A 22044-nucleotide genomic window follows, 5' to 3' on the forward strand; every position below is an offset into this window, starting at 1 on the left:
ACCATACTCGCATCCCAGCCTCATTCGCTAAACGTTTGTTAAGGCAAGGGAATAAACTCATTGTCATCACCGGGAATACGTGGAAACTGGCCCGCTCGCCAGCGCGCTTCTGCCTCCTCGATTTTATCCTCTGTATAAGCGAGAAAATTCCAGCGTAAAATCGGTGCTTTTTGCAGCTTCAATCCACCAAGCAAAAAATAGCGGCTGTTCTGTAATGTAGTGATATGGCTTTCGTCTTCCAAAAGAACGAACTGCCCAGCATCAAACGTTTCCTCACCAATTTGCACACTTCCCGATATAACATAACAGGCCGTTTCTGAGCATCCGCATGGTCTTTCCACACTAGCTCCTGACTCAGTGATAACGTCGAGATAAAACATAGGAGAATACGTTTTTACCGGTGACGTATAATTGTACGCTTCGCCAGCAATCAAGCGCATTAACACCTTCTCACGATGAATATAGGGTAACTGCGCTCGGTTCAGATGGGTAAAACTGGGTTCCATATCAACTTTTGATTCAGGTAACGCAACCCAACATTGCAATCCATTTAGCACATGATCTTTGCCACGGGTTTCTATTGTCTCGCGTTCAGAGTGAACGATGCCTTTACCGGCTGTCATCCAGTTTACATCACCGGGAAAAATTTCTTGAATAGTACCCAGACTGTCTCGATGTAACATACTGCCTTCTAGCAAATAACTAATTGTCGCTAAACCGATGTGAGGATGAGGCCTAACATTAATCCCGGTACCTGCAGGGAAATGCGCGGGCCCCATGTGATCAATAAAAACAAACGGGCCTATCGCGCGTTTTTGCACACTGGGAATAATCCTCGAAACAGAAAACCCGCCTAAATCTTTTGCTTTTGATTTGATACGTTGAGCCATATTGCGTTCTCTCGATTTACCGGTCGCTACTCTTTACGGTAGCACAGCACTTACAGATAACACGTGTTGATTTAAGATTTTTGTAAACAAAATAAAAAGCCGCTAGGCAGCGGCTTTGACAAGAAAACGTGAACGACGTCGATCAGAACGGAATATCATCATCAAAATCGAAATCTGGCTCCGCCATGGGAGGTTTATTCTGATTTTGTTGTGCGGGTGCTTGCTGGCCACCTGGCTGTTGATACCCCCCTTGTTGAGGCGCATTGTTCGATTGCTGTGGGCGATTCTGATAGCCGCCCTGCGAGTTGCCAGCAGGCGCGTTATAACCGCCGCCCTGTCCAGCGCCGTCCTGACCACGGCCACCTAACATTTGCATCTGGTCAACAATAATTTCTGTAGTGTATCTGTCCTGGCCCTGTTGATCCTGCCACTTTCGTGTTTGGAGTTTACCTTCTACGTAAATCTGCGACCCTTTGCGCAAATATTCACCCGCCACTTCTGCCAGTCTGCGGTACATTGTGAGTCGGTGCCATTCTGTGCGCTCTTGCATCTGTCCTTGCTGGTCTTTCCAGCTTTCACTAGTTGCAAGACTAAGGTTTGCGACGGCATTACCATTTGGCATATACCGCACTTCTGGATCATTCCCCAGATTTCCTACCAAAATAACTTTGTTAACGCCTCGACTGGCCATGGACACTTCTCCGAAATTCTTTAATTGTACGAGTTTAACGCCAAACGCCCGTTTAAGTAAAAGACGATTTGACGTAAAACAATAAAACTGGTCAAAAACTTACCCCAGCACTTTCCCTGCCGCATTGGGATCAAATTGTGCGTCGATCTTAAGATGCACAACCCCGCTCTTCGCCGACATGGTTGCTTCCAACACGCCTTCAAGTTGCTGAAGGGCAACCAGCTGTCTTTTTTGGGTATCTAATTCACTAGACAATTGGTAGGCGACCCGAGAACTTTTGGCTGCCGGCCTCAGCCCTTTGCTTACCCAAAACATCGCAATACTCAATATCACGCCGCATAGAAACACCCATATCGTCGACATGTAAGTGAGAATGGTACCGGCAATAATACCTCCCAGAAATGCCCCCATAAATTGAAAGCTGGCATAGAGCCCCATTGCCGACCCTTTTTCGCCCGCCGGTGCCAAACGGGCAACAATGGTGGGAAAGCTGGCTTCTAGGTAATTAAACCCGCTGAAGAATAACACTGCCGCTAAAACGACTGGAACCACCCCGTAGGGTAAAGCAATTAACACCAACAGTCCTAAAGCCATCAGCACACAAGCCAGTCTAATCGCAAGCTGTTCTCTTCCCTTTCGAGCCAGCGTCATCAACACACCTAACCCCACTATGGCAGTCAATAGAATAGGCAAATAGATTTTCCAGTGCGCATCTAACGCAAAACCAATACTTTTTAACACCGCTGGCAAAGGAACAAAGAGCAATGTGATGCATAAATGCAGCAACATAACATTCACATTAAGTCGCCAGATTTGTGATGCTGTGACCAGATTTTTCACACTGGCTTTTTTAGGCACCAGCTCAATACTAGCCAATGTTTTTACCGGTGTGGGCACTAAAAATACAATCAGTGGCATACTTGCCAGTGCCGTTGCTGCCGTTAGCCAAAAGATGCCAGCAAGGCCAAATTTTGCCGTGATGATGGGGCCAATAAGCACCGCAAGGTAGAATGAAAATCCAATCGCAATACCTATCGTAGCCATGACGTATGACCGCGATTTCTCGCGGCTCACATCGGTCGCTAAAGCCATAATAGCTGACGCAACAGCACCGCCTCCTTGTAAAAATCGACCAATTACCAGCTCAAATAAAGTATCTGCCTGTGCGGCCACTATACTGCCCACCGCAAACACACTGAGCCCAAGTAAAATTACCGGCTTTCTGCCCAGCTTGTCAGACAGCGACCCCATAGGAATTTGCAACAGGGCCTGCATCAACCCATACGCACCAATGGCAACGCCCACTAAAATAGGAGAATAATCGACAAAATCTGTGGCGGTAACTGCCAATACCGGCAGCACCATGAATAGTCCCAGCATTCGAAACATGTAGACCGCTGCCAAAGCCAGTGCAGCGCGAAGTTCCAGTGCATTCACGGTGTCGCAGATTCCTCAATAATAAAATGGGCGCGAAGTGTAGCATAAATTCTGATCTGCATGGTGTACAAAGCGTAACTAACCATATTTTTTAAAACTGGCTATGGCATAATCTCGCTTTTGGCCCTGTCACCTTGCCGTATGGATAAAATAGAAGTTAGAGGCGCTCGCACGCACAATCTTAAAAATATCGATTTAACACTTCCACGCGATAAACTGGTTGTTATCACTGGTTTGTCTGGTTCGGGTAAGTCGTCTTTGGCCTTTGATACCCTTTATGCGGAAGGACAGCGCCGCTATGTTGAGTCACTCTCAGCATACGCCAGACAGTTTTTGTCTATGATGGAAAAGCCTGATGTTGACCACATAGAGGGTTTGTCACCTGCTATTTCTATCGAACAAAAAAGTACGTCGCATAACCCTCGCTCAACAGTCGGCACCATCACCGAAGTCTACGATTATCTTCGCCTGCTGTATGCGCGTGTAGGCACGCCCAAATGCCCTGATCACGAAGTGCCCCTTGATGCACAAACGATCAGCCAAATGGTCGATAAAGTCCTGTCTTTGCCAGAAGGAACTAAGTTGATGCTGCTGGCTCCTGTGGTTCAGGAGCGAAAAGGTGAGCACATCAAGACGTTGCAAAACTTGTCTGCCCAGGGGTTTATTCGCGCACGGATAGACGGCGAAGTGTGCGACTTGTCAGACCCACCTACGCTCGATTTGCACAAAAAGCATACGATTGAAGTGGTCGTAGACAGATTCAAAGTACGGGATGACTTGGCGCTCAGGTTATCTGAGAGTTTCGAGACAGCACTTGAGCTCTCAGGTGGCGCCGCAAAAGTCGCCTACATGGATAATCCCGACGAAGAAGAAATTATTTTTTCTGCTAATTTTGCTTGTCCACATTGCGGGTACAGTATTACCGAACTGGAGCCTAGGTTGTTTTCATTTAACAATCCGGCGGGTGCGTGTCCAACCTGCGATGGCTTGGGGACCAGGCAATTTTTTGACCCACACCGCGTGGTGACGAATGACGAATTATCGCTTTCTGGCGGCGCTATTCGTGGATGGGACAAGCGCAGTTACTATTACTTTCAAATGTTGCAAGCGGTAGCGGATCACTACGAGTTTGATTTAACCACACCATTCCAGGACCTCGATAAAGCAGCTAGAGAAGTTGTGTTGTTTGGCTCCAGAGGCAAATCGTTAGCCTTCAAATACATCAACGAGCGCGGCGATGTCATGGAGCGAAACCATCCTTTCGAAGGGATCATTCCCAATATGGAACGCCGATACAGGGAGACAGAATCAAACACGGTGCGCGAGGAGCTGGCCAAGTATCTCAGTCATCAACCTTGTAATGCCTGCGAAGGCACCAGATTGCGCACTGAAGCGCGCCATGTTTTTGTTTCAGACACCACACTACCGCAAATAGCAGATATGTCTATTGCGCAAGCGCACACATTTTTTAAGACGCTAGCTCTGCAAGGGCAAAAAGCCCAGATCGCTGAAAAAATCCTAAAAGAGATCCTCGACCGCCTTGGCTTTTTGGTAAATGTAGGTCTTAATTATCTTTCAATGTCGCGCAGTGCCGACACCCTTTCCGGGGGAGAAGCCCAGCGCATTCGTTTGGCAAGTCAAATTGGTGCAGGCCTTGTTGGTGTTATGTATGTGCTGGATGAGCCTTCAATTGGTCTTCACCAAAGAGACAATGAGAGACTGCTCAAAACACTGACGCATTTACGTGACTTAGGTAACACTGTGTTAGTGGTTGAACACGACGAAGACGCTATTCGAGAGGCAGACTATGTGGTTGATATTGGGCCTGGTGCAGGCGTGCACGGTGGACAGATCATCGCACAAGGTACCGTCGAAGATATCAAAGCCAGCGAAGAGTCGATTACGGGAAAATACTTGTCTGGTCGTGAAAGAATAGATATTCCTGAAAAACGCCACCCCGCAAAAGACGACAAATGGATTGAACTCAAAGGGGCATCGGGCAATAACCTGAAGTCGGTAGATTTAAAGGTGCCATTTGGTGCCATGACCTGTATAACCGGGGTGTCTGGTTCAGGGAAATCAACGCTTATTAACGATACCTTTTATCGCATTGCGCAGCGTGAACTCAACAAGGCCACATCGACAGAACCGGCACCACACGACTCAATTTCTGGCTTACAGTGGTTAGATAAAGTTGTGGACATAGACCAAAGCCCTATCGGACGAACTCCTCGCTCAAATCCAGCAACTTATGCGGGAATCTTCACTGCGATAAGAGAGCTTTTTTCCGGCACACAAGAGTCTCGCTCTAGGGGTTACAAACCAGGCAGGTTTAGCTTCAACGTAAAAGGTGGACGCTGTGAAGCATGCCAAGGTGACGGTGTCATAAAAGTTGAAATGCATTTCTTGCCAGACGTGTTTGTACCCTGTGATGTGTGTAAGGGGAAACGTTACAACCGCGAAACATTGGAAATTCAATATAAAGGTAAGAATATCCACGAAGTACTGGAAATGACGGTTGAAGATGCCCGCGCTTTCTTTGACCCAATTCCAGCAATCGCAAGGAAGCTACAAACCCTTATTGACGTAGGTTTGTCGTACATACGACTTGGCCAAGCAGCCACAACCCTCTCGGGTGGTGAAGCGCAACGTGTGAAACTTGCTAAAGAGTTGTCCAAGCGAGATACCGGGCAAACACTGTATATTCTGGATGAGCCCACAACCGGTCTTCACTTTCACGATATTAAGCAATTGCTCGCCGTACTGCACAGACTTCGCGATCACGGCAATACTGTGGTCGTAATCGAACACAACCTCGATGTGATCAAGACGGCTGATTGGATTGTCGATTTAGGCCCAGAAGGCGGCAACGGCGGTGGTCAGATAATTGCTGAAGGCACGCCTGAAAGTGTGTCAGAGCAAGCAATCTCACACACGGGGCATTTTCTCAAACCCTTGTTAACCAGCAGATAACAATAAGGAGTTGGTTTTGCTATCAGAATCTTTTTCAGTCCGTTTCTACGAAACTGACGCGCTACAGCATGTAAGTAACACGGTATTGGCCGGTTGGTTTGAGGCGGCCAGAGAGCCAGTATTTAAAGTGTTTACACCTGATCTTGATTTGAAAAACTGGCCGCTTATTCTGGCCAGCTACACTATCGACTTCGTAGCACAAATCTATTACGGCAAACCTGTTACTCTTAAGACTGGCGTTAGCCGAATTGGTGGTAGCTCCTTCGACGTTTATCAGGAAGTGTGGCAGGACGATGTGCTGTGTGCCAAAGGTAAAACAACCATGGTGCACTTTGATTATAGAGAACAGAAATCTCGACCTATTGAAGGTGATACAAAGATGGCACTAGAGTCTTTAAAGGTTTAAACCTTAAAAAAATAGTTGCTTAAGTACCCTCACAGGCTTGTCCACTAACATCACTACGAAAGCCAGTTAAGCAGTCACGTTTTCTGGCTTTTCCTTTATTACCACCTAAACTCTAGACATAAAGTGTTTGCGTCCATCACCAATGTATTGAGAGGCCTGTCATCCCTAATCCACAGCTGTACAGGGACATTTTTGAACAACTTCTGGACGAAGTGCATGTTTGGGAAGTCATTCGCAACAGCAATGGCGAAATAATGACATGGAAGTTAGTCAATGCAAACGCAGCGGCACTAAAGGTATGGGGTAAAACGCTTTCTGAAGTTGTAGGGAAAACAACGGACGAAATTTTCCCAGGTTCAAACGCTTCTAAGCACTTTAAACCCATAGTAGAAAGAATCTTTCGCGAGAACAAACCTTATCAATGGGAAAGTTACTTTGCGGGTACAGACCAAACTTTACTAATGAAAAGTATCCCCATTGGTGCCTTGTTTGTGAGTACTGGGATTGATATCACTGAATTAAAGCAATTTCAAAGCCGCCTCGAAAATGCCAACCTCAGGCTCATTGAATCAGTAAAGGCTGGGCAAGTAGGTATTTGGGATTGGAATATTCTGGACGACATTTTAATCTGGGATGACTTGATGTTTGACATTTATGGCATAAAAAAAGGCGAAAATATTTCCTATGCCGTTTGGAAGCATTCACTGCATCCTGAGGATAGTGAAACCGCCCAGAAAGCCATTGATGACGCCGTAAAAGGAAATAAAGAGTACGAATTAGAGTTTCGTATAATTCAGCCTTCCGGAGAGATAAGGCACATTAGCGGTGCCGGAACAGTGATAAGGCATGAAGACGGCACTGCCGTCCGTATGTTAGGCACAAACATTGATATTACTGAGCGCGTGGTATTGCAAAAAAACCTTTTGCAGGCGCAAAAAATGGACTCATTAGGTAGCTTAGCTGGCGGAATTGCACACGACTTCAACAATCAGCTTGCTGGCATTTCAGGTTTTGCTGAACTCATTAAATTAAACACGCATGAGCCTAAAATCCGTGATTATGCAGAAAAAATCCTTACCTCACTGAATCACTCCAAGAGCTTAACATCTAAATTGTTGTCATTCTCCAGACAAACGAATACGACCTTTAAACAGGTAAACGTTGAGCACTTAGTGGAGGAAACGGTCAGTGTTCTTGAACATACATTGCATAAAAAGATTAATCTATCAAAATGTTTAAACGCGAAAGTAGCTGAATGTTTGGGCGACCAGGCGGCAATACAAAACGCCCTTCTCAATTTAGGATTAAACGCCAGAGATGCTATGCCAGACGGTGGGGATCTCGTCTTTATGACTGACAATATCAACGTCCATGCAAGTGACCATTACTGTCAAACTGAAAAAATCAAACCTGGCCGATATATCAAGGTATCCGTAAAAGATTCCGGCATAGGTATGGACGCCTTTACCCTACAGAGAATCTTTGAGCCTTTTTTTACAACGAAAGAACTAGGCAGAGGAACTGGCATGGGGCTCGCTTCTGTTTATGGCTGCGTAAAAGAGCATCATGGATTTATCACAGCAGAAAGCGAAGTAAACCGAGGCACTACCATTACATTCTTTTTACCCTGTAATGAAAGTCGTGTACACGCAACCACCAAAACAACCAATGAAAAGCACGATAACACTGATCCAACTTTAACTATATTACTGGTTGACGATGAAAAAGATATAAGAGAGGTAGGAGAGGAGTATCTGAAAGCCAGTGGTCATACTGTCTTTTGTGCAGAGGATGGGCAAGAGGCGATAACTGTTTTTAAAGCGCATAGTGCCACCATCGATTTGCTTATTTTAGACATTAATATGCCAAACATGACTGGCGTTGAATGTTTTACGTCTATAAAAAAAATTAAACCGGAGATTCAAGCCATTTTTTGCACAGGATATGCTGAAGCAACCGAATTAGAAAACCTCAAAAGTCACAACATTGAACACGTCTTAAACAAGCCGTATTCATTTTCCTCGCTTTCCAAGGCCATTTCGCAGATCCAAAATACGCAGCCACGAAATCGAGTGTAGTCTAGTACCTAAATTGCTGCATAATACGCGTAAATTCCTGGGCTAAATCAGCCAGTGCTTCACTCACTCGGTTAAGCTCCTGAGAGCTCTTAGATGTATCACTCGTTCGGCTGTTAATATCATCCACATTGTCCGAGATTGATACCGCTACTGTCTGCTGCTGACCTGTTGCATTGGCAATTTGGTCATTCATTAACGTGATACGAGCTATGGTGTCATTTATGGCTTGCAGACTACTGCCCGCTTTGTTGGCTTCTTCCACACTCACAGCGGCCTGATCGGTTCCACGCCCCATGACACTAACCGCAGTACGAGCTGCATTCTGAAGTTGCTCAATGGTTTGCTGGATTTCTTCTGTTGATTGTTGGGTTCTAGATGCCAAGGTTCTCACTTCGTCTGCTACTACAGCAAAGCCTCTGCCCTGCTCACCGGCCCTCGCAGCCTCTATAGCAGCATTCAATGCCAGTAAGTTGGTCTGTTCAGCGATGCCTTTAATGACATCTAACACTACACCTACTTGGTTAGAATCAGACTCCAGTTTGCGAATAACCTCGGCGGTTTCTTCCACACCGGCGGCCAGGTTTTGAATGCTGTCAACCGTTTGGTTGACCACCGCTTGCCCCTGACTAGCGGCATTTGACGCATCTCCAGCAGCCTGTGCAGCTTCTGCTGCACTGCCAGCAACTTCATTAACACTGGTTGTTAAGTCGTCTACAGCGTGTTTTGCGTCTGCCGCGGAGCGCTGCTGCGCATTAATGGTGTCCTGAGTCTGCGCTGATACCAGATTCAGATTATTGGCCAGTTCATTTAGAGGCTTAGATGTGTCGCTTATGTCTCTCACCACCCCTTGAAGCTTTTCAATAAATTGATTAAACCAATGTACAAGATCACCGATTTCGTCTTGGTTTTTTGTGCTCAGCCTAACAGTGAGATCACCTTCTTCTTGGGCAATGTTTTTAAGCGACTTTACCACGTCAGCAATGCTGCCTTTTAAGCTTGTGACAATAGGCATAGCGACTGCAAACAGAATGACAGTAGTCACTATTCCCATTATGATACCCACAGTGATCAACGAGTGCGCCGCATCGTTACTTTCGCCTATCGCCTGCTGGAAGTTTGCCAGTCGTTTTGCACTAAAACGTTCAAGCTCTGCTGTAGATTTTTCAAACGCAGCATTCATAGATTGTGACTGTTCAGCCAACTTAGAGAAGTCTGCTGTTCCGTCTACCATGGATTTACTTACTTCAAATGCGAGTGAAAAGTAACTGTCAAAATCTCGCTGAATGCCATTAGCTTCTGCTGCCAAGCTGGGCTCAACACTGCCAATTTTGTTCAAATTCTGGCGGGTATCCTCAGCTAGCTGCTGAGCGAGTTGTAGTGATTCTTCATCACCTGTGGTCACGGCACTGCTTAGCGTGTCCCGTACTTTTTCCATGCTAACCAACGCATCCTTTGACGCTAGGACAGCAGGAAACTGCACATCTTTGGCGTCTTCAAGAAGACCAACGTTATTGAGCGCTGTTGAGCTTGTAATGGCCAGATAGATGATGAAGGCGATGGTACTGACAATAGGTATGAAATACAGTTTTTGTGCAATTGACAATCTGGCCAAAAAATTCATACACAATCCTCATGTTGTTCTCTTTGGTTACATTACTATATGTAGATTAGTTTTTGAACGATAGCAATGATTTAGAATTCATCGAAGGCTGATATATCTTGTCCTTGTAATGTGTAACCCACGCTGGCAATGTCACCTTTCCAGCCTTTTGTAGACAGCTTACCGGTGACCCAGATCGCATCATAGAGGTTTTCGATTTTTACACCTTCAGAAAACTTTACATAGACAATTTGGTTAGAAGGCGGTGGGGGTACATGAATACATGCGCCAAAATACGGTACCAGTAAAAACTCTGTCGTGCTGTCCGCACTGCCTTCAAGAGGCACAACAAAGCCAGGGATTCTGACAATCTCACCATCAAGAGATTCGACAAGCGGTGCATCGGGTTGCAACTGCGCCATACTGTTTTCATGCGATACAGGAGGCGCCGCCAGAGCATTAAAACCCTCAGGCATCAAATCTTCCCAATAAAGCTCACGCGCTTCCTCAGCCCATAATGCCGTTGCCGTGATAGCAAGTAAAAACGCAAATAGTAGTCTTTTTAACAATGTACATTCCATCTGACGAAAAAAGGGTGCCCGTTTATTGCACCCTCTTAGCATTAATAAAGCAATGATTATGCTTCCGTTTTGTTGTGACGCTCAACGCTCTCAACAATTTCTTTCTTAGCGGCCGCAGTGTCTGCCCAGCCGTCAATCTTAACCCATTTGTTTGGTTCAAGATCTTTATAGCGCTCAAAGAAATGCTCAATTTGCTTTAAAAGCAATGGAGGAAGGTCACTGATTTCCTTCACATCGCGATAAATAGTACTCAGTTTATCAACAGGTACAGCGATAACTTTGGCATCTTGACCAGACTCATCTGTCATGTTCAATACGCCAACTGGACGGCATTTTATTACTGAGCCGGTTAACAAAGGATAAGGCGTCACTACCAACACATCTACAGGGTCGCCATCATCAGACAAAGTATGCGGCACATAACCATAGTTTGCTGGGTAGTGCATGCATGTTGCCATAAAACGGTCAACAAACACGGCACCTGTGTCTTTGTCTACTTCGTACTTAACAGGATCAGCCTGTGCAGGAATTTCGATAATGACGTTCACTTCATCGGGCAGGTTTTTTCCCGCAGGAACTGCGTTTAAGCTCATGGGTTTTCCTCTAATACTTATGAATTAATAAATTTGAGCGTCATTATAGTGAAGCGCTGTGAGAATTAACAGCGCATCAGTACGCGCCTTTAGTAGTATTCCAGACACTTAGCTACTTCGTTTTTCGAGCCGATCAGCACGGGAACACGTTGATGGATTTCAGACGGCATGACTTCCATGATACGGCCCTCGCCTGTAGACGCCAATCCTCCGGCTTGCTCCATCAAAAACGCCATTGGATTTGCTTCATAGAGCAGACGTAATTTGCCCGGCTTTTTTGGATTGCGCTTATCAAAGGGATACATAAAAATTCCCCCCCTACACAGCACTCGGTGAATATCACCTACCATAGCCGCGACCCAACGCATATTGTAGTCTTTGCCTCTAGGGCCATCGGCACCTGCCATCAGGTCGCCTATGTAGTTCTGGATGGGCTCTTCCCAGTGGCGTTGATTCGACGCGTTAATAGCAAACTCTGCAGTATCTTCTGGCACTTGTATGTTAGCTTGTGTAACCAGAAATCCACCGTGCGTTTTATCCAGCGTATATAGGTGTGTACCGCGCCCTGTTGTCATCGCCAACATGGTGGAGGGACCATACAAAACATAGCCAGCAGCAACCATTTGTGTGCCTGGCTGTAAAAACGCAGAAGGGTCGTCTGGTTCCATCCACTGCGGCGCATGGGCAATGGAAAAAATGGTGCCGATTAGGCTGTTGATCTCTGTATTTGATGAGCCGTCAAGAGGATCGAAGCTAACCAGATACTTGCCATCTGGGTGGCAGGGTACAACGTCGTCTTCCTCTTCTGAAGAGATGGCTTTTACATACCCAGAATCCTTTAGAATATCTTTGAGTATTTGATTTGATATTACGTCGAGCTTCTTTTGAGTTTCGCCCTGTACATTTTCACTTAATGTAGAACCAAGCACACCTGCCAGCGCGCCTTGGCTCACACGAAACGAAATTTCTTTACAACCTGCCAAAAGAGTTCTGATCAATAAGATCAGCTCAAGAGGCGCGCCATCTTTTTGTAGCTGTGAGTTTAAACGCTTCATAGTTATTGACTGCCTTGTTTTTTTTAATTTGTAGGGTACGGACGTGAATCCTACCTTTAATTGTATCGGTCTTGGCGCAAAGTGTGAACGACTGAATGACTTCTGTTACAGTTGGCACGTTGTAAAATAACCAAAATACGCTATGCACATACACATTCTTGGGATCTGCGGCACCTTTATGGGTGGAATTGCAGCGTTGGCTTCTGCGCTGGGCCACAAAGTAACCGGATCAGATTCAGGTATTTACCCCCCAATGAGCACACAATTGGCGCAAATGGACATTACACTGCACGAATTGGATGACCTTAAACAGTTCAATGATAACCCTGACATCGTGGTAATTGGTAACGCACTGTCTAGAGGCATGCCTGCAGTAGAGTTTGTACTGGACAACAACATACCCTATACCAGCGGCCCTGAATGGTTGAAACAGCACATATTAAAAGACCGCTGGGTACTGGCTGTTGCGGGTACCCACGGCAAAACCACCACGACGAGCATTCTCACTTGGATACTGGAACATGCTGGATTGAATCCTGGCTTTTTAATAGGTGGTGTGGCACAAAATTTTAACCTCTCAGCACGGCTCGGTAGTGCACCATTTTTTGTTATAGAAGCCGATGAGTACGACAGCGCTTTTTTCGATAAACGCGCAAAATGTGTGCATTATCTTCCGCGCACGTTCGTTATAAACAATCTTGAGTTCGATCACGCTGATATTTATGCCGACTTATCGGCAATTCAAACTCAAATTCATCATGCTGTAAGAACCATCCCAAGCCATGGTTGCGTATTTAGTCACGCGTCTCATGATGCAGTGCAGGAAGCAATCAACAAAGGCTGCTGGAGCGAACAGCAACAAATTGGGCGTGAATGGCGTATTGAACCAACCTCTACTGATTACGCCACATTTATTTTGCATCATCAGAGCGGACAATCTGCTCAAGTCACCTCTTCACTGTTTGGTTTACATAATATGCACAATACAGCCATGGCCATTATTGCCGCGCACCACGTCGGCGTAACGCTGGATATAGCTGTTGAAGCAGTGCAAGACTATGTTAACGTGAAGCGCAGAATGGAGCTTAAAGGCAGTATTCGCAACGTTAATGTGTACGACGATTTTGCCCATCACCCTACAGCCATTGAAACCTCGCTGGATGGCTTAAGAAAACACCAGCCTACCGGCCGTATCCTCGCTGTCATTGAACCTCGCTCTAACACCATGAAAACAGGGGTGCATAAAGAAACGCTGCACCATTCTTGGCGAATAGCAGACCGAGTGTGGGTGAAGACATCACCCGATATGACCTGGCTACAAGCCGCAGTGGAACAATCAGGCGAACAATCAGTGTATTTGGTCCAAAATACGTCAGATATTGTAAAAGCCGTAGTTAAAGAAGCGCAGTCAGGTGATCATATTGTTGTGATGAGTAATGGCGGCTTCGATGGGATTCACGAGAAACTATTGGAGGCGCTATGAACACTGCTTCGACCTACGATAAGCAAATTACCTTGGCGATAACGGGTGCTTCTGGCGCACCCTATGCATTAGGATTGCTGAAGGCACTTGTGGCCAACAATGTTCAGATATTTGTACTGATTTCCTCTGCCGCTCAGGTCGTATTAAAGACAGAGTCAGATATTGCCATACCATCCCATCCAGACAAAGCACAGCAATTTTTACAGCAGATGTTTTCTGCCAAAGACGGGCAGATACAAGTATTCGGCAAAGAAAATTGGTTTTCTCCTGTAGCGTCTGGATCAGCAGCGCCTAAACACATGATAGTATGCCCTTGCTCTACTGGGACGTTATCTGCCATCGCAACCGGTGCGAGTGACAACCTTATTGAAAGAGGCGCAGATGTAGTGCTAAAAGAACGTGGTCAGCTCATACTGGTGACCCGGGAAATGCCACTTTCCAGCATCCATTTAGAAAATATGCTAAAGCTATCGCAAATGGGCGCCACCATTATGCCAGCCTCACCAGGGTTTTATCACCACCCTACTTGCATAGACGATCTGGTAGATTTTGTAGTTGCGAGAATTCTCGACCATTTAGGTCAGGCACATAACCTAGTGTCTAGGTGGGGTTACGGTGGAGACTAAATCAATCCAGATCAAGCGGTTCAGGAGAAAGAATAACGCCAGTACTGTCGACGTAAATATGGTCTTCCGGTAAAAAAGTCACACCTGCAAAGTTGACCGGAATATCGACGTCGCCGGTTTCTTCGCTGTCAGCATTAACGGGAATAGAAGCTGTGGCCAAAATGCCAATATCAATATCGGCTAGCATATCAACATCACGCACACTGCCATAACACACAATCGCTTCCCAGCCGTTCTCTGCAGCTGTCTGAGCTGACTGGGCATCTATGAGGGCTCTGCGCGTTGAACCACCCCCGTCAATAAGCAAGACTTTACCTTCTCCAGGTTCAGACAAAACACGGTCTATAAGCCCTCTGTCCTCGTAGCACTTAATGGTGGTAATCTCGCCACCAAAAGAGCCCTGACCACCATAGCTTGAAAAAATCGGTTCCACTACATCTACGCTGTCAGCAAACAGGTCGCAAAGTTCAGATGTGTTATAGTTCATAAGGTGGTCCGTTGTCGTGTCTAACCTTGATTTACGCACTCTAGCACAGCATTGAAAGACTTGCACAATCATCAAAACTGACTGTCATAAAGAATTAGTATTTCTGTCACCTTGCGTTCATACACACTGGTTATTGTTTGACCATCTCGAACTGTATGAGCAGAACAGTGAGTATAAAATCTTTAACAAAATACGATACTGCCCTGTTTTATTGGATTTATAGCTTTACCGATAATAGAGATTGTCGCTCCATTATTTGGCTGTCAAGGACTGGCGATGGGCACTTATACCTCGCGACAGGTCTTGCATTGTGGGCTTTCGAGCCGGCTTATGGGCAGTTATTTTTGTTCACTGCCTTAATGGCATACAGTCTTGAATTGCCACTTTACATTGTGCTCAAAAAACTGTTTAAGCGTCCAAGGCCCTGTGATTTATTAACAAATTTTTCGGCCCATGTAACACCGTCAGATAAATTTAGTCTGCCTTCTGGGCACACTGCGGCAGCATGGCTTATGGCCAGCATTGTGGCACATTTTTATCCGCCTTTTGCTTTATTTGCCTACATTTGGGCGTCACTTATTGGTGTCTCTCGTATATTGCTGGGTGTTCACTATCCATCAGATGTAATTGCAGGTGTTGCTTTGGGCGTCACTATTTCTTCAATTAGTATTGCAATCCTGGGGTAATATGAAAGTTTTGTATGGTGTCCAAGGGACGGGTAATGGACACATTGCACGCGCTAGAATTATGGCTAGGGCATTAGCGGAACGGAACGACATCGAAGTGGATTTCGTTTTTTCTGGCCGCGAACGGGGTGCCTATTTTGACATGGAATGTTTTGGTGATTTTGAAACATATGATGGGCTCACCTTTGTTACTCACCGCGGAAAAGTCGATAAATGGAAAACCGTTTGTCAGGCGAAACCAACGACCTTGATCAACGATATACGAAAGTTCGACTTATCTAAGTATGACCTCGTGCTCAATGATTTTGAGCCGATTACAGCTTGGGCCGCAAAGAACCAGGGGGTGACCTCAATTTCAGTGAGCCATCAGGCTGCATTTTCTTATGATGTGCCTAAAAGTGGAGCCAGCCCCTTAGACAAAGTTATCATGAAACTATTCGCACCTACCGACCTAAAGCTTGGTGTACACTGGTTTCATTTTAACCAACCTATTCTGCCCCCGTTTGTCAGCGATAAACCGTGTGAAACACCTTCTAACAAACACGTATTAGTTTATTTGCCATTTGAGTCTCTGGACGATATTAACGCTTTGCTTGAGCCACTGTCGGACCAACAGTTCATTTGTTATCACCCCGATGTTAAGTCAGTAGTGAAGAACGGTCATATTCTGTGGAACCCGCCCTCAAAAACGACTTTCAGCCAACACCTTCAACACTGCAGTGGTGTGATTGCGAATGGAGGGTTTGAACTGTCCAGTGAAGCATTGCAACTGGGAAAAAAGTTACTAATAAAACCACTTCAGGGTCAGTTTGAACAACTTTCTAATGTGATTACGCTTAATCAATTAGAGTTGTGTCATACGCTTTTTAGTTTGGACACAGACATTGTTGAGGAGTGGTTAAATGTTGCGCCTATGGAGCCTATCACTTTTCCTGATGATCCCCACCCTATGCTGGATTGGTTAATTAAACGACAATGGCACAATACCAAGCCTCTGTGTGATTACCTTTGGCAACAAGTTCAATTTCCAGATAAAACACGTCAGCGACTTTTGTCACTTGCAATTTAGCTCTGCAATGCGATGATACAGCGCAGGGAATGTGCGGTTTCAAGTGTGCAAAATGAAAAGAAAAATAACGTCCATCATCTTTTTGCTCGGTCTAGTGGCCAGCTGCGGATATCGAGGTGCACTTTACATGCCCGAAAAACCGCCAACTACCCCATCACAAGATCAAGAAACACCTCAACAATCTGAAGAGGACAATTAGTTGGATTTTTTTGACTATAAGCGCGACGTTCTGCACGCTGAGGACGTGTCTTTGCACGCCATTGCAGAAACCTATGGCACCCCTACTTATGTTTATTCTAGAGCTACCTTAGAGCGACACTGGCAGGCATTTGACAATGCACTTAGTCATCACGCACATTTGATTTGTTATGCTGTGAAAGCCAACTCCAACCTTGCTGTTCTTAACGTCTTAGCGAGACTAGGTTCTGGCTTTGACATTGTATCGGGTGGGGAGCTCGCCAGAGTTATCAAAGCCGGTGGTGATCCAAGCAAGGTGGTATTTTCGGGCGTGGCGAAGCGCGAAGATGAAATTCGCTATGCCCTTGAAAACAAGATCATGTGCTTTAATGTAGAGTCACATGCCGAGTTAGATAGGATAAACAAAGTTGCTGAAGAAATGGGGGTTGTTGCGCCAATTTCGCTACGAATAAATCCAGATGTTGATGCGAAAACACACCCTTACATTTCAACGGGTTTAAAAAGTAATAAATTTGGTATCGCGGCTGAACAGGCGCTTGCATCTTACCGATATGCGCACAGTCTATCCAATCTGGATATTCAGGGGATGGATTGTCACATTGGCTCTCAACTTACCGACCTTGCCCCGTTTGAAGACGCATTAGATAAATTACTTGTGCTCGTTGACGCATTAGAAAAAGAAGGGATCAGTCTGACCCATCTCGACTTGGGTGGCGGTTTGGGCGTGACGTATCAAAATGAAACGCCACCAGATCTTGAAGAGTATGCAGCCAGGCTTGGTCGAAAGCTGGCAGACAGACAGCATCTCAAGCTCATACTTGAACCTGGCCGAGCCATTGCCGCTAATGCCGGCATTTTATTGAGCAAAGTTGAATTTATTAAACAAGGCGAAGAACAGCATTTTGCTATTGTGGATGCAGGAATGAACGACTTACTTCGTCCGGCACTCTACTCTGCATGGCAAAACATCATTCCGGTGGACCGCAACACGGAAGCCACTCCGCACCTTTACGATGTAGTTGGCCCAGTCTGTGAGACAGGTGACTTTTTGGGTAAGGAACGAACGCTTCCCATTCAGCCAAACGACTATATTGCTGTGCGCAGTGCGGGTGCCTATGGGTTTGTTATGGCATCAAACTACAACAGTCGTTGTAAACCTGCAGAAATTATGGTCGACGGCGCTAATCATCATCAGGTAAGAGCAAGAGAAACACTAGAGGACCTATGGTTAGGGGAATCGGTATTACCTTAACTGGGGTTTTGAATTAAATGGTTTTACATTTTTCTAAAATGCATGGACTAGGTAACGACTTCGTTGTTATCGATGGTGTAACACAAAATGTATTTATTACACCTGATAAAGTGCGTGCACTTGCCGATAGGCATAGGGGCATTGGTTTCGATCAGTTGTTATTCGTTGAACCCCCTTATGACCCAGAGCAGGATTTTCATTACCGCATTTTCAATGCAGACGGTAGCGAAGTAAGCCAGTGTGGTAATGGTGCTCGATGTTTTGCCCGTTTCGTGAAAATGAAGGGCCTGATAAACCGAAACAAAATTCTGGTCAGCACCAAGTCTGGCAAAATGACTCTCTACATCGAAAAGGACGGTCAAGTCACCGTCAATATGGGCGAGCCTGATTTTGAGCCATCAATGGTGCCCATGCAAGCAAACAAGAAAGAGAAAACTTATCTACTCAGAGTAGAAGAACAAACAGTCTTTTATGGTGCTGTATCCATGGGTAACCCGCACTGTGTGCTGGATGTCGACAATATCGAACTCGCAGAGATAGAAACACTAGGGCCTATATTATCTACACATGAACGCTTTACCGAAGGCGTCAACGTTGGCTTTATGCAAGTACTTTCGAGAGACAGTATTCGTCTTCGAGTGTATGAAAGAGGAGTCGGCGAAACACAAGCTTGTGGCAGTGGTGCTTGCGCAGCAGTTGCAATAGGACAAATACAAGGTAAATTAGACAAGGATGTGAATGTGCATTTGCCAGGGGGTACTTTGCGCATTCGCTGGAATGGTTATGAGAGCGCACTCAAAATGACCGGGCCGGCAGAACATGTTTTCGATGGACAATTACAATTATGAAAGATGTCTCTAGACAAAGTACGCTCGCAGTTGAATTATCAGATGTTGTAGTGGATGACCACGCGCTTGACTCAGAAGTGGTAAGAGAATATTTGCTGCAGCACCCCGGCTTTTTTGTAGACAACGCAGACTTATTTGAAAAAATTTCAGTGCCCCACAGCACTAAGGGCAGTGTATCCCTGGTTGAGTTGCAGGGAGAGCAGTTGCGCAAGAAGATTCGGCATCTTTCTCAAAAACTTAATCAGTTAATCGCTGTAGCCAAGCAAAACGAAAAAATTTATCGTGTTTATGTCTCACTTAACCTCAAGCTAATGAAATGTAAAAGTGTGAGTGATGTGCAAGCGACACTTGAAGAGGTAATGCTGGAGCACTTGCATCTTGCCTCTGTCAAATTGCTACCCTTTAAAGGCGCCATGGCATTACCGGAACTACAACAGCGGCTATTTATCGAAAAGCGGTTTAAATCTTCGCCATTTTTCTTCGGCCGCTTAAGTCAGCATGAAAGGCAACTTGTCTTTAAAGACGAGGTTGCTGAATCAGTAGCACTGGTGCTCATTGGCGACGAAACACTGCTTGGAATGCTGGCAGCAGGAAGTGCAGATGCCGGACATTTCGGACCGAATATGGACACCTTGTTGTTGCGCCAGTTACAGCAAATGCTTACCATTCTACTTAGCGAGTTTTTTAGTTACTGATGGACTATTTAGATGCTTTTTTACAGCATTTAAATACCGACAAAGGCTATTCAACCCACACGTTAAACAATTATCAGCGTCAGATAAACGCCTGCGCAGATCTGCTTGAAGTCACGCACCCAGGATCCGTCACTCCCAACGATATAAAGCGTTTATTAGCCCTGTCGAAACGTCGTAATCTCAGCGCGCGCTCTATAGCACTTCGACTCTCTTCTTTACGTAGTTTTTATCGGTACTTGCTAAAACAAAAACTGATCAGTCACGACCCTACTGAGGGTATTCAGGCTCCAAAGCAAGGTAAGCCTTTGCCCAAGACAGCTTCCGTTGACGCTATGCAAAAACTATTAGACGTGTCATCAGATGATCCCCTCATTGTGCGTGATTTGGCGATGTTTGAACTCTTGTATGGGTGCGGCATGCGTTTATCTGAGCTCACAGGCCTAAACACAGATGATGTTGCAACAGACGACACCATTAAAGTAACGGGTAAAGGCAATAAACAGCGAATTATCCCTCTAACGTCAGCCGCCAAAACTGCACTAGTAAAGTGGTTGAAATACAGGCCGACTTTTTTGAAAAGCGATGAACAGGCTTTGTTTTTAAGTAGCCAAAATAAGCGCATTACCAATAGGCAAGTCGCAAAAAGACTGGATAAATTAGTCTCAGAACAACTTAGCGGTCGCAAGTTGAGCCCTCACAAATTGAGACATTCCTTCGCAACACACGTACTAGAGTCAAGTGGCGATTTACGAGCGGTACAAGAGTTGTTAGGGCATGCCAACTTAAGCACCACACAAGTGTATACACATTTAGACTTTCAGCATTTAGCCAAGGTATATGACAGTGCCCACCCACGCGCAAAGAAGAAGAGTGAGACCTAATGAAATTTTACCGGCCAATTACCAAGATTAAGGCCATCAGTTTTGATTTAGACGACACGCTCTATGACAATCACCCCGTAATAATGCGGGCTGAACAAGGGCTACAGACATATCTCAATCAGCACTATCCGCATGCGGCAAACCTTGGTAAAGAAGCACAGGGTGCCATAAAGCAACACTTGATTAAGCAAGACAAACGATTGGCCTCTGATATGGGAGAATTGAGGCGGCAAACACTTCGCGCCATGCTGTCGTCTAGTACCTTATCAGATGCAGAGATAGAAGACGCTGTAACAGGCTGTTTTAACTTGTTTTATCGCTTGCGCAGTGATGTCAAAATAAATAAGACTGTTTATTCTTGCTTATCGAGACTTAAGGAAATCGTACCAATCGTTGCCATCACAAATGGCAATATTGACACCCAAGTAACGGGATTCGATGACTATTTTGAATTTACTTTGCACGCCAGTTTAGCGTTTCCTCGAAAGCCCTATCCTGACATGTTTCTGGAAGCAGCAAGGCGTCTTAATTGTCAACCAGAAGAAATCTTGCATGTTGGTGACGGTCTTATTAATGATGTTTACGGCGCTTATAAGGCAGGCTTTCAAACAGCCTGGCTGGCGGTTAACCGCCCAATGCTACTCAATAACGAGCCGACAATAGTATTGCCCCATGTTCAACTGGACACTTTAAATGAGCTGATAACCCTGATGACTTAGAGTGCGTCAGTGTCGTCCAATACATTTTGCTGCATGGACTCACATGGTTTTCGGCAACAGGGTTTCCCAACCACTTTGGCAGGTACACCAACCACAGTCACATGCGGCGGCACGTCATTTAATACAACGCTACCTGCTCCCACTTTAGAGCCTTTACCGATTTCGATATTGCCCAATATTTTGGCGCCCGCACCCACCATCACATTCTTGCGGATTTTCGGGTGTCTGTCGCCACTTTGGCTGCCGGTACCACCCAGCGTAACGTTTTGCAAAATTGACACGTTGTCTTCTATCACTGCGGTTTCACCAACAACGATCCCCGTTGCATGGTCGAACATAACGCCTTTGCCAATTTTTGCCGCAGGGTGAATGTCCACACCAAACACTTGGGCATTACGGCTTTGTAGAAACAAAGCCAGTTGATGTCGACCATGGTTCCATAAATAGTGCGCCAATCTGTGTACTTGGATTGCCTGAAACCCCTTGAAATACATGACAATGGTGAGGTATTCAGAGACCGCGGGATCCCGTTCATAAGCGGCTTCGACATCCGCAATTGCAGATTCCACAATAGCCGGGTCGAGAAGATAAGCCTGATCAAACACTTCGCGTATTGCTAGGGCTGGCATAACATCATCTGACAACTTGTTCGACAATATAAAGCTCAATGCCGACTCAACGTTAAAATGGGTCAGCAAACAGGCATGAATATAACTGGCAAGCAGTGGTTCTTTTTCAGCTACACCTTGAGCTTCACCTTTTAAAACGCTCCAAAAATCTTTTCGTATCGGCATAC

General features: G+C 45.6%; 22 protein-coding genes. 13 read left to right on the forward strand and 9 right to left on the reverse strand.

Features of this window, described 5'->3' with window-relative positions; genetic code table 11:
* Nucleotides 1-38: 38 nt before the first annotated feature.
* The 3 genes from DRW07_RS15635 to DRW07_RS15645 form a co-directional block, all read right to left on the reverse strand.
* Nucleotides 39-890, reverse strand: coding sequence for a pirin family protein (locus DRW07_RS15635; RefSeq protein ID WP_124028886.1), 852 nt, complete (start codon nucleotides 888-890; stop codon nucleotides 39-41).
* Nucleotides 891-1032: 142 nt separating this feature from the next.
* A complete protein-coding gene (gene ssb / locus DRW07_RS15640) occupies nucleotides 1033-1581 on the reverse strand; it encodes a single-stranded DNA-binding protein (RefSeq protein WP_124028887.1) in 549 nt (182 codons plus the stop codon).
* A 99-nt stretch (nucleotides 1582-1680) separates the two neighbouring features.
* Complete coding sequence (locus DRW07_RS15645) at nucleotides 1681-3018, reverse strand: MFS transporter (protein ID WP_124028888.1); 1338 nt, start codon at nucleotides 3016-3018, stop codon at nucleotides 1681-1683.
* A gap of 141 nt (nucleotides 3019-3159) precedes the next feature.
* Between DRW07_RS15645 and uvrA the strand changes: the two genes are divergently transcribed.
* The 3 genes from uvrA to DRW07_RS15660 all read left to right on the forward strand — a co-directional run bounded on the left by uvrA (nucleotide 3160) and on the right by DRW07_RS15660 (nucleotide 8475).
* Entirely contained in the window at nucleotides 3160-5991 is a 2832-nt protein-coding gene (gene uvrA, locus DRW07_RS15650) for an excinuclease ABC subunit UvrA (protein WP_124028889.1), read from the forward strand.
* A 16-nt stretch (nucleotides 5992-6007) separates the two neighbouring features.
* On the forward strand, nucleotides 6008-6397 hold the full coding sequence (locus tag DRW07_RS15655) for an acyl-CoA thioesterase (RefSeq protein WP_124028890.1): 390 nt from the start codon (nucleotides 6008-6010) through the stop codon (nucleotides 6395-6397).
* A gap of 254 nt (nucleotides 6398-6651) precedes the next feature.
* Nucleotides 6652-8475, forward strand: a complete 1824-nt coding sequence (locus tag DRW07_RS15660) for a response regulator (RefSeq protein WP_124028891.1) — start codon at nucleotides 6652-6654, stop codon at nucleotides 8473-8475.
* Between the two features lies 1 nt (nucleotide 8476).
* On the opposite strand, the gene DRW07_RS15665 is transcribed toward DRW07_RS15660, so the two are convergent.
* The 4 genes from DRW07_RS15665 to DRW07_RS15680 form a co-directional block, all read right to left on the reverse strand.
* The gene (locus DRW07_RS15665) at nucleotides 8477-10096 is read right to left on the reverse strand and encodes a methyl-accepting chemotaxis protein (protein WP_124028892.1); all 1620 of its coding nucleotides are present in this window, start codon (nucleotides 10094-10096) and stop codon (nucleotides 8477-8479) included.
* 71 nt (nucleotides 10097-10167) lie between these two features.
* Nucleotides 10168-10656, reverse strand: coding sequence for a DUF3299 domain-containing protein (locus DRW07_RS15670; protein WP_124028893.1), 489 nt, complete (start codon nucleotides 10654-10656; stop codon nucleotides 10168-10170).
* 56 nt (nucleotides 10657-10712) lie between these two features.
* Nucleotides 10713-11249: an inorganic diphosphatase gene (gene ppa / locus DRW07_RS15675; RefSeq protein WP_124028894.1), complete on the reverse strand. Its 537-nt coding sequence runs from the start codon at nucleotides 11247-11249 to the stop codon at nucleotides 10713-10715.
* A gap of 89 nt (nucleotides 11250-11338) precedes the next feature.
* Complete coding sequence (locus DRW07_RS15680) at nucleotides 11339-12304, reverse strand: class 1 fructose-bisphosphatase (RefSeq protein ID WP_124028895.1); 966 nt, start codon at nucleotides 12302-12304, stop codon at nucleotides 11339-11341.
* Between the two features lie 142 nt (nucleotides 12305-12446).
* On the opposite strand from DRW07_RS15680, the gene mpl reads away from it, so the two are divergent.
* Together mpl and DRW07_RS15690 are read left to right on the forward strand one after the other, a co-directional pair.
* Nucleotides 12447-13787 carry a UDP-N-acetylmuramate:L-alanyl-gamma-D-glutamyl-meso-diaminopimelate ligase gene (gene mpl / locus DRW07_RS15685; RefSeq protein WP_124028896.1) on the forward strand — a complete coding sequence of 447 codons (1341 nt, stop codon included), beginning with the start codon at nucleotides 12447-12449 and terminating at the stop codon, nucleotides 13785-13787.
* Nucleotides 13784-14413: a flavin prenyltransferase UbiX gene (locus tag DRW07_RS15690; protein ID WP_124028897.1), complete on the forward strand. Its 630-nt coding sequence runs from the start codon at nucleotides 13784-13786 to the stop codon at nucleotides 14411-14413. The genes mpl and DRW07_RS15690 overlap by 4 nt, the downstream gene beginning before the upstream one ends.
* Before the next feature lies 1 nt (nucleotide 14414).
* Here the strand turns inward: DRW07_RS15690 and rraA are convergent, their stop codons facing one another.
* The gene (rraA, locus tag DRW07_RS15695) at nucleotides 14415-14900 is read right to left on the reverse strand and encodes a ribonuclease E activity regulator RraA (RefSeq protein ID WP_124028898.1); all 486 of its coding nucleotides are present in this window, start codon (nucleotides 14898-14900) and stop codon (nucleotides 14415-14417) included.
* Between the two features lie 173 nt (nucleotides 14901-15073).
* On the opposite strand from rraA, the gene DRW07_RS15700 reads away from it, so the two are divergent.
* Genes DRW07_RS15700 through DRW07_RS15730 form a run of 8 tightly spaced genes read left to right on the forward strand, consistent with a single transcriptional unit; the run spans nucleotide 15074 to nucleotide 21248 of the window.
* Nucleotides 15074-15586, forward strand: a complete 513-nt coding sequence (locus DRW07_RS15700) for a phosphatase PAP2 family protein (protein WP_124029019.1) — start codon at nucleotides 15074-15076, stop codon at nucleotides 15584-15586.
* 1 nt (nucleotide 15587) lies between these two features.
* Entirely contained in the window at nucleotides 15588-16655 is a 1068-nt protein-coding gene (locus DRW07_RS15705; protein ID WP_124028899.1) for an MJ1255/VC2487 family glycosyltransferase, read from the forward strand.
* Between the two features lie 52 nt (nucleotides 16656-16707).
* A complete protein-coding gene (lptM, locus tag DRW07_RS18625; RefSeq protein ID WP_377923175.1) occupies nucleotides 16708-16854 on the forward strand; it encodes an LPS translocon maturation chaperone LptM in 147 nt (48 codons plus the stop codon).
* Nucleotides 16855-18105: a diaminopimelate decarboxylase gene (lysA, locus tag DRW07_RS15710; RefSeq protein WP_124028900.1), complete on the forward strand. Its 1251-nt coding sequence runs from the start codon at nucleotides 16855-16857 to the stop codon at nucleotides 18103-18105. It abuts the gene before it with no gap.
* A 17-nt stretch (nucleotides 18106-18122) separates the two neighbouring features.
* Complete coding sequence (gene dapF, locus DRW07_RS15715; protein ID WP_124028901.1) at nucleotides 18123-18953, forward strand: diaminopimelate epimerase; 831 nt, start codon at nucleotides 18123-18125, stop codon at nucleotides 18951-18953.
* Entirely contained in the window at nucleotides 18950-19648 is a 699-nt protein-coding gene (locus DRW07_RS15720; protein WP_124028902.1) for a DUF484 family protein, read from the forward strand. The genes dapF and DRW07_RS15720 overlap by 4 nt, the downstream gene beginning before the upstream one ends.
* Nucleotides 19648-20529, forward strand: a complete 882-nt coding sequence (gene xerC, locus DRW07_RS15725) for a tyrosine recombinase XerC (RefSeq protein ID WP_124028903.1) — start codon at nucleotides 19648-19650, stop codon at nucleotides 20527-20529. Before DRW07_RS15720 ends, xerC begins: the two co-directional genes overlap by 1 nt.
* Entirely contained in the window at nucleotides 20529-21248 is a 720-nt protein-coding gene (locus tag DRW07_RS15730; RefSeq protein ID WP_124028904.1) for an HAD-IA family hydrolase, read from the forward strand. The genes xerC and DRW07_RS15730 overlap by 1 nt, the downstream gene beginning before the upstream one ends.
* On the opposite strand, the gene cysE is transcribed toward DRW07_RS15730, so the two are convergent.
* Nucleotides 21245-22042 (reverse strand): serine O-acetyltransferase, encoded by a 798-nt coding sequence (gene cysE, locus DRW07_RS15735; RefSeq protein WP_205665412.1) that lies wholly within the window; start codon nucleotides 22040-22042, stop codon nucleotides 21245-21247. The genes DRW07_RS15730 and cysE overlap by 4 nt on opposite strands.
* Between the last annotated feature and the right edge of the window lie 2 nt (nucleotides 22043-22044).

This window comes from Paralteromonas sediminis (genome assembly GCF_003820355.1).
Lineage (GTDB): Bacteria > Pseudomonadota > Gammaproteobacteria > Enterobacterales > Alteromonadaceae > Alteromonas_F > Alteromonas_F sediminis.